General features: G+C 52.4%; 15 protein-coding genes and 1 riboswitch. Of the genes, 3 read left to right on the top strand and 12 right to left on the bottom strand.

Going from position 1 to position 13,930, the window contains the following annotated elements:
* Nucleotides 1–13: 13 nt before the first annotated feature.
* From RTW80_RS02205 to moaA, 6 genes are all read right to left on the bottom strand, one after another.
* The gene (locus tag RTW80_RS02205; protein ID WP_000373624.1) at nucleotides 14–718 is read right to left on the bottom strand and encodes a Bax inhibitor-1/YccA family protein; all 705 of its coding nucleotides are present in this window, start codon (nucleotides 716–718) and stop codon (nucleotides 14–16) included.
* Nucleotides 719–854: 136 nt separating this feature from the next.
* Entirely contained in the window at nucleotides 855–1,307 is a 453-nt protein-coding gene (gene moaE, locus RTW80_RS02200; protein WP_000852297.1) for a molybdopterin synthase catalytic subunit MoaE, read from the bottom strand.
* A gap of 1 nt (nucleotide 1,308) precedes the next feature.
* A complete protein-coding gene (moaD, locus tag RTW80_RS02195) occupies nucleotides 1,309–1,554 on the bottom strand; it encodes a molybdopterin synthase sulfur carrier subunit (RefSeq protein WP_000598619.1) in 246 nt (81 codons plus the stop codon).
* Complete coding sequence (gene moaC, locus RTW80_RS02190) at nucleotides 1,547–2,032, bottom strand: cyclic pyranopterin monophosphate synthase MoaC (protein WP_000080888.1); 486 nt, start codon at nucleotides 2,030–2,032, stop codon at nucleotides 1,547–1,549. Before moaC ends, moaD begins: the two co-directional genes overlap by 8 nt.
* 2 nt (nucleotides 2,033–2,034) lie before the next feature.
* Complete coding sequence (gene moaB, locus RTW80_RS02185; protein WP_000084639.1) at nucleotides 2,035–2,547, bottom strand: molybdenum cofactor biosynthesis protein B; 513 nt, start codon at nucleotides 2,545–2,547, stop codon at nucleotides 2,035–2,037.
* Nucleotides 2,548–2,568: 21 nt separating this feature from the next.
* The gene (gene moaA / locus RTW80_RS02180; protein ID WP_001408763.1) at nucleotides 2,569–3,558 is read right to left on the bottom strand and encodes a GTP 3',8-cyclase MoaA; all 990 of its coding nucleotides are present in this window, start codon (nucleotides 3,556–3,558) and stop codon (nucleotides 2,569–2,571) included.
* Nucleotides 3,546–3,690: riboswitch (molybdenum cofactor riboswitch) on the bottom strand. It overlaps the preceding gene by 13 nt.
* A gap of 264 nt (nucleotides 3,691–3,954) precedes the next feature.
* Here moaA and yvcK point away from each other — a divergent pair.
* Entirely contained in the window at nucleotides 3,955–4,863 is a 909-nt protein-coding gene (gene yvcK / locus RTW80_RS02175) for a uridine diphosphate-N-acetylglucosamine-binding protein YvcK (RefSeq protein ID WP_001295302.1), read from the top strand.
* A 191-nt stretch (nucleotides 4,864–5,054) separates the two neighbouring features.
* On the opposite strand, the gene uvrB is transcribed toward yvcK, so the two are convergent.
* The 5 genes from uvrB to bioB all read right to left on the bottom strand — a co-directional run bounded on the left by uvrB (nucleotide 5,055) and on the right by bioB (nucleotide 11,258).
* Nucleotides 5,055–7,076, bottom strand: coding sequence for an excinuclease ABC subunit UvrB (gene uvrB, locus RTW80_RS02165; protein WP_000042533.1), 2,022 nt, complete (start codon nucleotides 7,074–7,076; stop codon nucleotides 5,055–5,057).
* A 578-nt stretch (nucleotides 7,077–7,654) separates the two neighbouring features.
* Nucleotides 7,655–8,332 carry a dethiobiotin synthase gene (bioD, locus tag RTW80_RS02160; RefSeq protein WP_000044837.1) on the bottom strand — a complete coding sequence of 226 codons (678 nt, stop codon included), beginning with the start codon at nucleotides 8,330–8,332 and terminating at the stop codon, nucleotides 7,655–7,657.
* Nucleotides 8,325–9,080, bottom strand: a complete 756-nt coding sequence (bioC, locus tag RTW80_RS02155) for a malonyl-ACP O-methyltransferase BioC (RefSeq protein WP_000246761.1) — start codon at nucleotides 9,078–9,080, stop codon at nucleotides 8,325–8,327. The genes bioD and bioC overlap by 8 nt, the downstream gene beginning before the upstream one ends.
* The gene (bioF, locus tag RTW80_RS02150; protein WP_032247303.1) at nucleotides 9,067–10,221 is read right to left on the bottom strand and encodes an 8-amino-7-oxononanoate synthase; all 1,155 of its coding nucleotides are present in this window, start codon (nucleotides 10,219–10,221) and stop codon (nucleotides 9,067–9,069) included. Before bioF ends, bioC begins: the two co-directional genes overlap by 14 nt.
* Complete coding sequence (gene bioB, locus RTW80_RS02145; RefSeq protein WP_000951213.1) at nucleotides 10,218–11,258, bottom strand: biotin synthase BioB; 1,041 nt, start codon at nucleotides 11,256–11,258, stop codon at nucleotides 10,218–10,220. The genes bioF and bioB overlap by 4 nt, the downstream gene beginning before the upstream one ends.
* Before the next feature lie 86 nt (nucleotides 11,259–11,344).
* Between bioB and bioA the strand changes: the two genes are divergently transcribed.
* Together bioA and RTW80_RS02135 are read left to right on the top strand one after the other, a co-directional pair.
* Nucleotides 11,345–12,634 (top strand): adenosylmethionine--8-amino-7-oxononanoate transaminase, encoded by a 1,290-nt coding sequence (gene bioA, locus RTW80_RS02140; protein ID WP_001300379.1) that lies wholly within the window; start codon nucleotides 11,345–11,347, stop codon nucleotides 12,632–12,634.
* Between the two features lie 58 nt (nucleotides 12,635–12,692).
* Complete coding sequence (locus RTW80_RS02135; RefSeq protein WP_000767389.1) at nucleotides 12,693–13,169, top strand: kinase inhibitor; 477 nt, start codon at nucleotides 12,693–12,695, stop codon at nucleotides 13,167–13,169.
* A 699-nt stretch (nucleotides 13,170–13,868) separates the two neighbouring features.
* Here RTW80_RS02135 and RTW80_RS31225 read toward each other — a convergent pair.
* A partial coding sequence (locus RTW80_RS31225; protein ID WP_071528444.1) for an IS1 family transposase occupies nucleotides 13,869–13,930 on the bottom strand: 62 nt, incomplete at its 5' end.

Here is a 13,930-nt window from a genome sequence, read left to right as displayed (position 1 = left end):
TGGTGAAAAAGAATTAACGGCGGTTGCCGAAGATCCGCAGCAACATCAGGAACAGGTTGATGAAGTCCAGATACAAGGTTAACGCGCCAAGAATGGAATATTTGCGCAGGTTCGACGTGTCGCGGGTATCAATCTGCTCACCCATATTTTTCAGTTTCTGGGTGTCATACGCCGTCAATCCGACAAAGACAATCACGCCGATGTAGGTGACTGCCCACATCAACGCTTCGCTTTTCAGCCAGAAGTTGACCAGCGATGCCAGCACAATGCCGATTAACGCCATAAACAGCATATTGCCAAAGCCGCTTAGATCGCGCTTCGTGGTGTAACCATACAGGCTCATTGCGCCGAACATCCCGGCAGTAACGACGAAAGTACTGGCGATAGAAGCAGCGGTATAGACAATGAAAATACTGGAAAGCGTAAGACCCGTCAGCGCCGAATAAAGCATAAAGAGCATAGTCGTTACACCTGCGCTCAGCTTTTGAATCATCGCTGATAACACAATAACCAATGCTAATTGCGCGATGATCAGACCGATTAAAAAGACACGGTTAGTGAACAACAGCTCCATCACTGCCGCAGAATTAGCTGCATACCAGGCAACAAATGCGGTCAGCAACAAGCCAACGGTCATCCAGCCATAGACTTGCGCCATATAAGTCTGCAAGCCAGCCCGGGGTTGTACAATTGAATCAGAACGTGGGAATCTGTCCATGACGATCTCCTTAAGATATTAGGAATATCTTAAGGATACTGCAAAATGATGAGGCTGTGCATCGACGCAGCGTAAACGCATGTACTGAGCGGTGAAATTGCCGGACGCAGCGGTGCCTTATCCGGCTAACAAAAAACTACCAGCGTTTTGCCGCCTGCCGATCGCTCTCCCGAGCTTCGACCCAGCGGTCGCCTTCCGGCGTGGCTTCACGCTTCCAGAACGGTGCGCGGGTTTTGAGATAATCCATAATAAACTGCCCGGCTTCAAACGCACTGCTGCGATGCGCACTGGTGACACCGACAAAAACGATTTCATCGCCCGGCCATAATTCCCCGATGCGGTGAATCACAGTGACGCGCCCCAGCGGCCAGCGGTTACGCGCTTCATCAACAATTTCTGCCAGTGCTTTTTCAGTCATCCCCGGATAGTGTTCGAGGGTTAATGCGTTGACGCTGTCGCCCAGGTTATGGTTGCGCACCTTACCAGTAAAGGTGACTACCGCACCGTCTTCGTCACGCTCCGCCAGCCACGGGTACTCTTCTCCTACGCTGAACGGCTGCGGACCAACAACAATTTTGGTTTCTGCCATCTTAACCTCCGGTTACCGGCGGGAAGAAAGCTACTTCGTCGCCGTCAGTCAGCGGATGGTCAAAACTCACCAGCGTCTGGTTGACGGCAGCCAGTAATTTGCCATCTTCCAGCGCCAGCGCCCAGCGATCGCTCTGCGCAGCCATGTGCTGGCGTAACGCTTCAACAGTTGGGAAATCCGCAGCCACTTCGGTTGCATCTGTTCCCACCAACTCGCGCACCTGGGCGAAAAAAAGAACTTTAATCATCCGCTTCCACCTTAAAGTCACCCGACTTGCCGCCGCTCTTCGCCAGCAAACGTACCGAACCAATCACCATATCTTTTTGCACCGCTTTGCACATGTCATAAATGGTCAGCGCCGCCACGGAGGCCGCGGTTAATGCTTCCATTTCGACACCGGTTTTCCCGGTCAGGCGGCATAAGGTTTCTATACGCACCCGATTGTGCTCCGGCTCGGCCTGTAAATTGACTTCAACTTTGCTGAGCATCAGCGGATGACAGAGCGGGATCAGATCCCAGGTGCGTTTTGCCGCCTGAATACCGGCAATACGCGCAGTGGCAAATACGTCGCCTTTGTGGTGGCGACCATCAATAATCATCGCCAGCGTCTCGCTGCGCATGGTGACAAAGGCTTCCGCCCGCGCTTCACGCACGGTTTCCGCTTTGGCGGAGACATCCACCATGTGCGCTTCGCCAGCGGCGTTGATATGGGTCAGTTGCGACATACTTATTTCTTCAAATGTGGATGGAAATTACACGGACGCGTACGGGCATCCAACTGCGGCGCGATGATATTTTCCCATGCGGTACGGCACGCTTTGGTCGAACCCGGCATGGCGAAAATCAGCGTTTTGTTAGCGACGCCCGCTACCGCACGAGATTGCAACGTGGAAGTGCCAATCTCTTCAAACGACAACATACGGAACACTTCACCAAAACCTTCAACTTCACGGTCGAACAACGGCAGCAATGCTTCGGGAGCCTGATCACCTTCCGTCAGGCCAGTACCACCCGTAATCAACACCACTTGTACATCGTCGCTGGCGATCCACGCAGATACCTGAGCGCGAATAGCGTAGCGGTTTTCTTTCACAATGGCTTTATCGACAACGTGATGGCCCGCTTCTTGCGCCGAATCGCGCAAATAGTGACCGGAGGTATCGTCTTCTTCACCGCGCCGATTAGAAACCGTAAGAATAGCAATACGGGTCGGGATAAATTCAGTGCTTACCTGACTCATCTGATCTCTCCTTTTGACGTTTTAGCCGCCAATGTACGATAAGTTTTGCGTAATACCGGTGTTGTTTTGATGCAGGAAATGGGTCTGTTTCTTCTCCCGCAGCGCCGCTGAAATACGCGCTTCCAGCGCCTGTTGCTGGGCATCGTCTTCCAGCAGATCGCGCAGGTTAACGCCGCCTTCACCAAACAGGCAGAGATGGAGTTTACCAATGGAGGAAACGCGCAGGCGGTTGCAAGTGGCGCAGAAGTCTTTTTCATACGGCATGATAAGGCCAATCTCTCCGGCGTAATCCGGATGGCAAAAGACTTGCGCGGGACCGTCGCTGCGTTGACGTAATTGGTGGATCCAGCCGCGACGCAGTAGCTCGTCACGCAGAACCTGACCAGAGATGTGATGCTTACGGAAGAGCTCACTGCCCTCGCCCGTTTCCATCAGTTCGATGAAACGCAGCTGGATAGGGCGATGCTGGATCCAGTTCAGAAAGGTGTCGAGCTGGTGATGATTAACATCACGCATCAGCACGGTATTGACTTTGACCTTCTCAAAACCGGCCTCAAATGCAGCATCAATCCCTGCCATGACCTGGTTGAATTTATCCTGCCCGGTAATAGCGTGAAACTGGCGGGCGTCCAGACTGTCGACACTGACGTTAATGCCAGTAAGTCCCGCATCGCGCCAGTTCGCCACATCGCGTTCCAGACGGTAACCATTGGTGGTGACCGCAATCTGGCGGATAGCGTCGTTTTCCCGCACAGCGGCGATGATATCGGTAAAGTCGCGGCGTAAAGACGGCTCTCCTCCTGTCAGGCGCACTTTTTCGGTGCCCAGACTGGCGAAGGCGCGCGTAACCCGGCGAATTTCATCGACGGTAAGAAAGCCTTTATTGGTGACGCCGCTCGGTTTGTAGCCATCCGGCAGGCAGTAGGTGCAACGAAAGTTACACACATCGGTAATCGACAGGCGCAAGTAGTAAAACTTACGCGCAAATGCATCAGTCAGTTGTGAAGCCATGTACACCTTTCCAGATACGGGAGGCGAAGTCATTTCTTCCTTCGCCCTGGTGGCAATCTTTACGAGCATTGTCACGGCCAAAGCACCGTATCAGTTGACCCAGGTGCAGAGGCTAGAGTGTTTAGTGGTTAAGCCGATACTAGCGTGTAAATGAGATTTTTACCATCCACACTTTCGCTATGTAATCATGTATATAGCGTCATGATCGTGCTATTTCGCTACAGAATAAGGGAAAATGGCAGTTTTACTTTGATATACATCATCAGGGCGGCATAGCGTGCATCGTCCTTTAGAGGTAGAAGAAAATAGTTTGTATCCTCAATATTGGCAGGTTAATTGCTGTTTCCCCGCAATTTGCGCTACTGTAGCGCGGATAATCTGACTCCAGGAAACTATATGCGCAATCGTACGCTGGCTGATCTTGATCGTGTCGTTGCTCTCGGCGGAGGGCATGGACTGGGACGCGTTCTCTCATCACTTTCGTCTTTGGGTTCTCGTTTAACGGGTATCGTCACCACCACCGATAATGGTGGCTCGACGGGGCGTATTCGCCGTTCAGAAGGCGGCATTGCCTGGGGCGATATGCGCAACTGCCTCAATCAGCTGATAACGGAACCGAGCGTCGCCTCCGCGATGTTTGAATACCGTTTTGGTGGCAATGGCGAACTTTCCGGTCATAATCTCGGAAACTTGATGTTAAAGGCGCTGGATCACCTTAGCGTGCGGCCTCTGGAAGCCATCAATTTAATTCGTAATCTGCTGAAAGTGGATACGCATTTGATTCCAATGTCAGAGCATCCTGTTGATCTGATGGCGATTGACGATCAGGGGCATGAAGTTTACGGCGAGGTCAATATCGACCAGTTAACTACGCCGATTCAAGAGTTATTGTTAACGCCTAATGTACCCGCAACGCGTGAGGCGGTTCACGCTATCAATGAAGCGGATCTCATCATTATTGGGCCTGGCAGTTTTTATACCAGCCTGATGCCAATTCTGCTGCTGAAGGAAATCGCCCAGGCATTACGCCGCACGCCAGCGCCGATGGTTTATATCGGCAATCTGGGGCGTGAGTTGAGTTTACCTGCGGCTAATTTGAAGCTGGAAAGCAAGCTGGCAATTATGGAGCAGTATGTTGGTAAAAAGGTCATTGATGCGGTCATCGTCGGGCCAAAAGTGGATGTCTCGGCGGTGAAAGAGCGGATTGTGATCCAGGAGGTACTGGAGGCCAGCGATATTCCGTATCGTCATGACCGCCAGTTGTTACATAACGCGCTGGAAAAGGCGTTACAGGCTTTAGGTTAACGGAAATCCGAAGGAAAATTCCGGCTTCCTATTGAAGACAAAGTGCGCGTTGTTTATGCCGGATGCGGCGTGAACGCCTTATCCGGCCTACAAACCGCGCTAATTCAATGTATTGCAGAGATCATGTAGGCCTGATAAGCGTAGCACATCAGGCAATTTTGCTTTTGTCATCTGTCTTCATCGTTATCCTGTCACGACGCCGCGATAAACAATTCACGCAGCTGATGCAACTGGTCACGAATTTGCGCCGCTTCTTCGAACTCCAGATTCTGCGCGTGTTGCATCATCAACCCTTCCAGTTCATGGATTTTCTGCTGCAGCGCTTTAGGCGACATATCCATCGGCACATTATCCGGCTCAACAATCGGGCGCGATTTTCCTCTGCCCTTCGCTTTGGTTTTGGCAATGTTCTGCCCCAGCGCCAGGATATCGACCACTTTCTTGTTCAAGCCTTGCGGCGTAATGCCGTGTTCTTCGTTGTACTTCTGCTGTTTCTCGCGGCGACGTTCGGTTTCGCCAATCGCTTTCGCCATTGATGGGGTGATCTTATCGCCGTAGAGAATCGCTTTACCGTTAACGTTACGTGCCGCACGACCAATGGTCTGGATCAACGAACGTTCGGAACGCAGGAAGCCTTCTTTGTCAGCGTCGAGGATCGCCACCAGCGACACTTCCGGCATATCCAGACCTTCGCGCAGTAAGTTGATCCCTACCAGCACGTCGAACTCACCCAGACGCAAGTCGCGGATAATCTCCATACGTTCGACGGTGTCGATATCTGAGTGAAGATAACGCACGCGCTCGCCATGTTCTTCGAGATATTCGGTAAGATCTTCCGCCATCCGCTTGGTCAGTGTGGTGACCAGTACGCGTTCGTTAATTGCCGCTCGCTGACGAATCTCCGAAAGAAGATCATCAACCTGTGTCGCCACCGGCCGCACTTCGATAATCGGGTCAAGCAATCCGGTTGGACGCACCACCTGATCCACCACATCGCCGCCGGATTTTTCCAGCTCGTAATTACCCGGCGTCGCCGAAACATAGATGGTTTGCGGCGCTAATGCTTCGAACTCTTCAAACTTAAGCGGACGGTTATCCAGCGCTGATGGCAGGCGGAAGCCGTACTCCACCAGTGTCTCTTTACGCGCCCGGTCACCGCGATACATGCCGCCAATTTGTGGAATGGTGACGTGAGATTCATCGACCACCAGCAGCCCATCAGCAGGGAGGTAATCAAACAGCGTCGGCGGTGGCTCACCCGGTCCACGACCGGAGAGGAAGCGCGAGTAGTTTTCAATCCCCGAACAGTAGCCCAGCTCGTTCATCATCTCCAGATCAAACTGGGTACGCTGGGTCAGCCGCTGCTCTTCCAGCAGTTTGTTGTTTTCCAACAGCACTTTGCGTCTGGCGGCCAGCTCTTCTTTGATCTCCTCCATCGCCTGTACGATGCGCTCGCGCGGTGTGACGTAGTGCGTTTTCGGGTAGATGGTAAAACGTGGAATAGTGGAAACAATCTGCCCGGTCAGCGGGTCAAATAACGACAATCGTTCCACTTCCTCGTCAAACAGTTCCACGCGAAGTGCAATGTCATCCGATTCTGCCGGGAAGATATCTATCACCTCGCCACGAACGCGGAAAGTACCACGCTGGAATGCTTGATCATTACGAGCGTATTGCAGCTCCGCCAGTCGGCGCAGAATCGCGCGCTGATCGATAATCATACCGACCGTGAGATGGAGCATCATCTTGAGATATAAATCAGGATCGCCCAGACCATAAATCGCGGAAACAGACGCCACCACAACCACATCACGCCGCTCCAGCATCGCTTTGGTGGCGGATAAACGCATCTGCTCAATATGTTCGTTAACCGAGGCATCTTTCTCAATGAAAGTGTCGGAACTCGGTACATAGGCTTCCGGCTGATAGTAGTCGTAGTAGGAGACGAAATACTCCACCGCGTTTTCCGGGAAGAACTCTTTCATTTCGCCATACAGCTGGGCCGCCAGCGTTTTGTTGGGCGCAAGTACCATGGTTGGGCGCTGAAGGTCAGCAATGACATTGGCAATGGTGAAGGTTTTCCCTGAGCCAGTCACGCCAAGTAACGTCTGGTGCGCCAGGCCATCTTCCAGCCCCTCTTCGAGACGTCGAATCGCCTCTGGCTGATCGCCAGAAGGTTTAAAAGCGGAATTCAGTTTGAACGGTTTACTCATGAGTCGCTACCTGAAGGAGTTGGGCGGGCAGGTATGTAATTTTACTCGTCGTACTTAATTATGCCAACAAATTATACTGGATAAAAAAACAGTTCATCACCATAATATTTCTGATACAGCGTAAACTCCGCTGTCAATCATGAGCAAAATTTACTCTGTGGCGAGATAAAACTCCGGCCTTACCGGGTTATCCCCAAAGCAACGGCTTTTTTAACATTTGTCAAGATGAGTGATGACAGTTTTATGGCAAGAGATGCCTGTTCAGTGACTGCCATTGCATTTATCTAACCAGTTAAAAAATAAAAGATATTTCTTTGAGCCGTCTTTAACGCCAATTCGCGTGCAAGCCGCGTATTCTCTCGCTTGCCTCGTGTTTTCTAACTCTAATACACATGGTTATCCACAGGAATAGTGGATAACTGTCTCCAGCCCCTATCCCCCGCCGCCTGGGCAATTCCCACATTCGCCGCATGAGGCGGAAGTAAAATTTTTTTCGTGATTATTTTAGAATTTAATTGGTTAAATTGCAGTCAATCGAAGACGCGATCTCGCTCGCAATTTAACCAAATACAGAATGGCTACAACAAGGCAAGGTTTATGTACTTTCCGGTTGCCGCATTTTCTGGATTTTCTGCAAGCCAGGGGATCTCTCCCAGCAGCGGCGCGGGAATCATGCGGGTGAGCGTGGTCATATATTCAGCGTGACGTTTTCCCGGAGGCGTAACATCGTTCGCCACCCAACCCGCCAGAGTCAGTCCGGCGTGTTGTATTGCCTGCGCAGTCAACATCGCGTGATTAATACAGCCGAGTTTCACACCAACTACCAGTATCACCGGCAGTTGTTCCTGTGTTACCCAATCTGCAAAAGTGAAAGTGTCAGAAAGCGGCGTAAACCAGCCGCCAGCACCTTCCACTAACACCCAGTCAGCCTGTTGTTCAAGCGCGCGTAATCCGGCGCTCATTACCAATGATTCTATCGGTCTGCCCTCTTGCGCGCTGATGATGTGCGGCGAAGTGGGTTCTGCGAAGGTGTAAGGATTTACTGTTGCGTAATCCAGCTGCAGGCTGCTGTTGCGCTGTAACGCCAGCGCGTCGCTATTGCGTAAACCTTCCGGGGTCTTTTCGCTGCCAGAGGCGACCGGTTTATAACCTGCCGTCCGGTAGCCTGCTGCCTTTGCGGCTTGTAAAAGTGCACAACTGGCGACAGTTTTCCCCACTTCGGTATCCGTTCCGGTGACAAAATAACGTTTACTCACGAGCAATCACTCCCAAAAAAAGATGATACGTCAGAGGATATCGCCCCTGCTGTTGCGGCCAGGCCAGTTGCAATCGCTGCAACTGCGAACGCGTTAATATTCGCGGGTCGCGCCCTTCATGAAGATGCGTGGCACCGATGCCTTTCAGCGAACGCATGGCACTGAGCGCATCATCAAACCACAGCGTGATGGGCTGAATATGATGTTGATAATGCACGCCGTTCAGCGACTGTTCGATTTCATCTGGCGGTAAAAAGCGATTAGCATGCGGACGCTCGTCCACCGCCTGCCACGCCTGATGCAGTTCGGGTAACGATCCCTGCACCAGCGTGGTAAACGCGACCACGCCTTTGGGGCGCACCACCCGATACAGCTCGCGGAGTGCCGTGGATAAATTACCGCACCACTGCACTGCGAGATTGCTCCATGCAAGATCGAACGTCGCAGTCGCTAACGGCAGGGATTCGATATCTCCCGCCAGATAATGGTCTGCGGCATCCTTCTGGCGTGCCTGAACAAGCATTGGCGGCGAGAGATCTAAGGCCGTCACCTGCGCGTGACGTTCCCGCCAGTGGCGGCTCATCCAGCCAGGTCCACAACCCGCGTCCAGTACGTGGGTGTATTTACGCTGTGGAAGCATTGCCAGTAAGGCGTCAGCACTCTGGCGCTGTAGATCTGCATGTTGCTCATAGTGTGCGGCTGCCCGACCAAATGCCGCTGCAATGGCTTGTTTATTAACCGTTGCCATGCAGCACCTCCAGCAGACGGTCGATATCCTGCATTTCATGCGCAGCGGTTAGCGTTAAGCGCAGTCGCGCAGTACCAGCGGGTACGGTTGGCGGGCGAATCGCCGTGACCCAGCAGCCTTGCTGGCGCAGTTTTTCTGCCAGTTGTAACGCACGGCTGTTATCACCGACAATCAATGGCTGGATGGCGCTGCATGAATCAGCAAGCGTAAACGGCAAATCCTGTACTCCGGCACGAAAACGCGTAATGAGTGCCGCCAGTTTTTCGCGCCGTGCATCACCCTCATCACTGCGAATGACCGCCAGCGACGCACGTAATGCCTGCGCCTGAGCGGGCGGCATACTGGTGCTGTAGATAAGGTGGCGGGCGAATTGCAGCAGATAATCCGCCACCGTACTGGAGCAAAGCACCGCTGCCCCGCTGACGCCAAATCCTTTGCCAAAAGTCACTACCAGCAATTCTGGTTTTACCTTTTGCAGCCAGCAGCTGCCGCGCCCCTGCTCCCCGATAACGCCCGTGCCGTGGGCATCATCGACCATCAACCAGCCATTGTGCTGTTGCGTTACCTGCTGGATTTCCGCCAGTGGCGCACTATCGCCGTCCATGCTGAACACGCCTTCTGTCACCACCATTTGCTGCCCCGGACAGGGGGAAGCAAGCAGTCGCGCCAGATGAGTGACATCGTTATGAACAAAACGGCGAAGCTGCGACGGGCTTAAACTGGCAGCCTCCAGCAATGAGGCATGGCTAAGCCGGTCGGCAACAATACGGTCCTCTTTCGCCATCATCGCGGCAATGACCGCCTGATTAGCGGCAAAACCAGAGATAAACAGCAGTGCCCGCGAATAGCCCAGCCACTCGGCCAGTTCTTCTTCCAGCGCCTGATGTGCCACGCTATAACCGCTGACGTGACCGGAGCCGCCGCTACCGACGCCAAATTGCTCCGCACTCTGCTTCCAGGCACGGATAATTTGCGGATGATGGCTTAAACCTAAATAATCGTTACTGGAAAAGTTCAGATACTGGCGATCGTCCGCCACCAGCCAGCGTCCTGCTCCTTGCGCCACTGGATAACGGCGACGCAGGGCATCGGCAGCACGCCGCGCATCGAGGGCCGCGTTGATTCTATCCTGCCAGCTCATAGTGCTGCCGCGTTGTAATATTCGTCAGTGTCCGGGGTCATCAGTGCCTGTTCCAGACGCTGCTGTTGTTCGTTATCGCCCGCCAGCACGGCAGTTTGCTGCGGATTTAGCCCCAGTTTGCGGAACAGTTGCAGGTCTTTATCTTCTTCCGGATTCGGCGTGGTCAGCAGTTTGCAACCGTAGAAAATCGAGTTTGCGCCTGCCATAAAGCACATCGCCTGAGTCTGTTCGTTCATCTGCTCGCGTCCGGCAGAAAGGCGCACGTAAGAGGTTGGCATCATGATCCGCGCGACCGCAATGGTGCGAATAAAATCAAAGGCATCGACATCATCGTTATCGGCAAGCGGCGTGCCTTTCACCTTCACCAGCATGTTGATTGGCACGCTTTCCGGCGGCGTCGGCAGGTTTGCCAGTTGCAGCAATAATCCGGCGCGATCTTTTACCGTTTCGCCTAAGCCCACAATGCCGCCAGAACAGACTTTGATCCCGGCATCGCGCACTTTTTCCAGCGTATCGAGGCGTTCCTGATAAGTGCGTGTGGTGATGATATTGCCGTAAAACTCCGGCGAGGTGTCCAGGTTGTGGTTGTAGTAATCCAGCCCGGCGTTCGCGAGGCGCTGCGCCTGAGATTCACTCAACGTGCCCAGCGTCATACACGCCTCCAGCCCCATCGCTTTTACCCCCTGCACCATTTGTTCCAGGTACGGCATATCGCGTTCGTGGGGATTCTTCCACGCCGCGCCCATACAGAAGCGCGTCGATCCTGCCGCTTTCGCTTTGCGCGCCGACTCCAGCACCTGTTCAACTTCCATCAACCGCTCGGCTTCCAGCCCGGTTTTGTAGCGCGAGCTTTGCGGGCAGTATTTGCAATCTTCCGGACAAGCTCCGGTCTTAATCGACAGCAAAGTGCTGACCTGCACCTGACGAGGATCGAAATGCTGTCGATGTACCTGCTGCGCTTCAAACAGCAGATCCAGCAACGGTTTTTCAAATAATTCTGTGACTTGCGACAATGTCCAGCGTGGGCGGTGAGCCATGGGGCTTCTCCAAAACGTGTTTTTTGTTGTTAATTCGGTGTAGACTTGTAAACCTAAATCTTTTCAATTTGGTTTACAAGTCGATTATGACAACGGACGATCTTGCCTTTGACCAACGCCATATCTGGCACCCATACACATCCATGACCTCCCCTCTGCCGGTTTATCCGGTCGCGAGCGCCGAAGGTTGCGAGCTAATTTTGTCTGACGGCAGACGCCTGGTTGACGGTATGTCGTCCTGGTGGGCGGCGATCCACGGCTATAATCACCCGCAGCTTAATGCGGCGATGAAGTCGCAAATTGATGCTATGTCGCATGTGATGTTTGGCGGTATCACCCATGCGCCCGCCATCGAGCTATGCCGCAAACTGGTGGCAATGACGCCGCAACCGCTGGAATGCGTTTTTCTCGCGGACTCCGGCTCCGTAGCGGTGGAAGTGGCGATGAAAATGGCGTTGCAGTACTGGCAGGCCAAAGGCGAAGCGCGCCAGCGTTTTCTGACCTTCCGCAATGGTTATCATGGCGATACCTTTGGCGCGATGTCGGTGTGCGATCCGGACAACTCAATGCACAGCCTGTGGAAAGGCTATCTGCCAGAAAACTTGTTTGCTCCCGCCCCACAAAGCCGTATGGATGGCGAATGGGATGAGCGCGATATGGTGGGCTTTGCCCGCCTGATGGCGGCGCATCGTCATGAAATCGCGGCGGTGATCATTGAGCCGATTGTCCAGGGCGCAGGCGGGATGCGCATGTACCATCCGGAATGGTTAAAACGAATCCGCAAAATATGCGATCGCGAAGGTATCTTGCTGATTGCCGACGAGATCGCCACTGGATTTGGTCGTACCGGGAAACTGTTTGCCTGTGAACATGCAGAAATCGCGCCGGACATTTTGTGCCTCGGTAAAGCCTTAACCGGCGGCACAATGACCCTTTCCGCCACACTCACCACGCGCGAGGTTGCAGAAACCATCAGTAACGGTGAAGCCGGTTGCTTTATGCATGGGCCAACTTTTATGGGCAATCCGCTGGCCTGCGCGGCAGCAAACGCCAGCCTGGCGATTCTCGAATCTGGCGACTGGCAGCAACAGGTGGCGGATATTGAAGTACAGCTGCGCGAGCAACTTGCCCCCGCCCGTGATGCCGAAATGGTTGCCGATGTGCGCGTACTGGGGGCCATTGGCGTGGTCGAAACCACTCATCCGGTGAATATGGCGGCGCTGCAAAAATTCTTTGTCGAACAGGGTGTCTGGATCCGACCTTTTGGCAAACTGATTTACCTGATGCCGCCCTATATTATTCTCCCGCAACAGTTGCAGCGTCTGACCGCAGCGGTTAACCGCGCGGTACAGGATGAAACATTTTTTTGCCAATAACGAGAAGTCCGCGTGAGGGTTTCTGGCTACACTTTCTGCAAACAAGAAAGGAGGGTTCATGAAACTCATCAGTAACGATCTGCGCGATGGCGATAAATTGCCGCATCGTCATGTCTTTAACGGCATGGGTTACGATGGCGATAATATTTCACCGCATCTGGCGTGGGATGATGTTCCTGCGGGAACGAAAAGTTTTGTTGTCACCTGCTACGACCCGGATGCGCCAACCGGCTCCGGCTGGTGGCACTGGGTAGTTGTTAACTTACCCGCTGATACCCGCGTATTACCGCAAGGGTTTGGCTCTGGTCTGGTAGCAATGCCAGACGGCGTTTTGCAGACGCGTACCGACTTTGGTAAAACCGGGTACGATGGCGCAGCACCGCCGAAAGGCGAAACTCATCGCTACATTTTTACCGTTCACGCGCTGGATATAGAACGTATTGATGTCGATGAAGGTGCCAGCGGCGCGATGGTCGGGTTTAACGTTCATTTCCACTCTCTGGCAAGCGCCTCGATTACTGCGATGTTTAGTTAATCACTCTGCCAGATGGCGCAATGCCATCTGGTATCACTTAAAGGTATTAAAAACAACTTTTTGTCTTTTTACCTTCCCGTTTCGCTCAAGTTAGTATAAAAAAGCTGAACGCGAAACATTAAAAACCATTAATATCAATGTGTTACAATATCTTTAGTCTAAAAAATAGACTACATGATGCTACAAAACACAACATATCCAGTCACTATGAATCAACTACTTAGATAGTATTAGTGACCTGAGACAGAGCATTAGCGCAAGGTGATTTTTGTCTTCTTGCGCTAATTTTTTGTTATCAAACATGTCGCACTCCAGAGAAGCACAAAGCCTTGCAATCCAGTGCAAAGATTTGTGTGCCTCAGTTTTGTCTAAGTGTTCTACTGAAAACATAGTAAAATCGGCAACAGCTGGAAATCATTCAATACTCGCACTATCGAAAGTTCACCAGCCAACCGCAGCACGTTCTTGCATACGACGTGCTGCGGTTTTCTTTATGATTTATGCACAATGGACAATTTGAAATTATTGATGATTGTATGGTGCATCGTTTTCTGAACCTACACTGATTTTTTGGTATAGCCTTGCCTAGCCAGTCTTACCGGATCAAACCCTTCGCTATTGCAATACTAACCAAAATCATCAATTTGACAGCGATTAACCAGAATAATAGTATACTATCACCAGGGTAATGACTCCAACTTATTGATAGTGTTTTATGTTCAGATAATGCCCGATGACTTTGTCATGCAGCTCCACCGATT

Source organism: Escherichia sp. AM3 (assembly GCF_032029835.1).
In the GTDB taxonomy this organism is placed as follows: Bacteria; Pseudomonadota; Gammaproteobacteria; order Enterobacterales; family Enterobacteriaceae; genus Escherichia; species Escherichia coli.
Note: the sequence above shows the minus strand (reverse complement) of the source record. Positions and strands in the feature narration are given on the sequence as shown.

Bases quoted from the DNA above. Each gene is read 5' to 3' on its own strand.
- RTW80_RS02205 (WP_000373624.1), bottom strand. From the start codon at position 718: ATGGACAGATTCCCACGTTCTGATTCAATTGTACAACCCCGGGCTGGC.
- moaE (WP_000852297.1), bottom strand. From the start codon at position 1,307: ATGGCAGAAACCAAAATTGTTGTTGGTCCGCAGCCGTTCAGCGTAGGA.
- moaD (WP_000598619.1), bottom strand. From the start codon at position 1,554: ATGATTAAAGTTCTTTTTTTCGCCCAGGTGCGCGAGTTGGTGGGAACA.
- moaC (WP_000080888.1), bottom strand. From the start codon at position 2,032: ATGTCGCAACTGACCCATATCAACGCCGCTGGCGAAGCGCACATGGTG.
- moaB (WP_000084639.1), bottom strand. From the start codon at position 2,547: ATGAGTCAGGTAAGCACTGAATTTATCCCGACCCGTATTGCTATTCTT.
- moaA (WP_001408763.1), bottom strand. From the start codon at position 3,558: ATGGCTTCACAACTGACTGATGCATTTGCGCGTAAGTTTTACTACTTG.
- yvcK (WP_001295302.1), top strand. From the start codon at position 3,955: ATGCGCAATCGTACGCTGGCTGATCTTGATCGTGTCGTTGCTCTCGGC.
- uvrB (WP_000042533.1), bottom strand. From the start codon at position 7,076: ATGAGTAAACCGTTCAAACTGAATTCCGCTTTTAAACCTTCTGGCGAT.
- bioC (WP_000246761.1), bottom strand. From the start codon at position 9,080: ATGGCAACGGTTAATAAACAAGCCATTGCAGCGGCATTTGGTCGGGCA.
- bioF (WP_032247303.1), bottom strand. From the start codon at position 10,221: ATGAGCTGGCAGGATAGAATCAACGCGGCCCTCGATGCGCGGCGTGCT.
- bioB (WP_000951213.1), bottom strand. From the start codon at position 11,258: ATGGCTCACCGCCCACGCTGGACATTGTCGCAAGTCACAGAATTATTT.
- bioA (WP_001300379.1), top strand. From the start codon at position 11,345: ATGACAACGGACGATCTTGCCTTTGACCAACGCCATATCTGGCACCCA.
- RTW80_RS02135 (WP_000767389.1), top strand. From the start codon at position 12,693: ATGAAACTCATCAGTAACGATCTGCGCGATGGCGATAAATTGCCGCAT.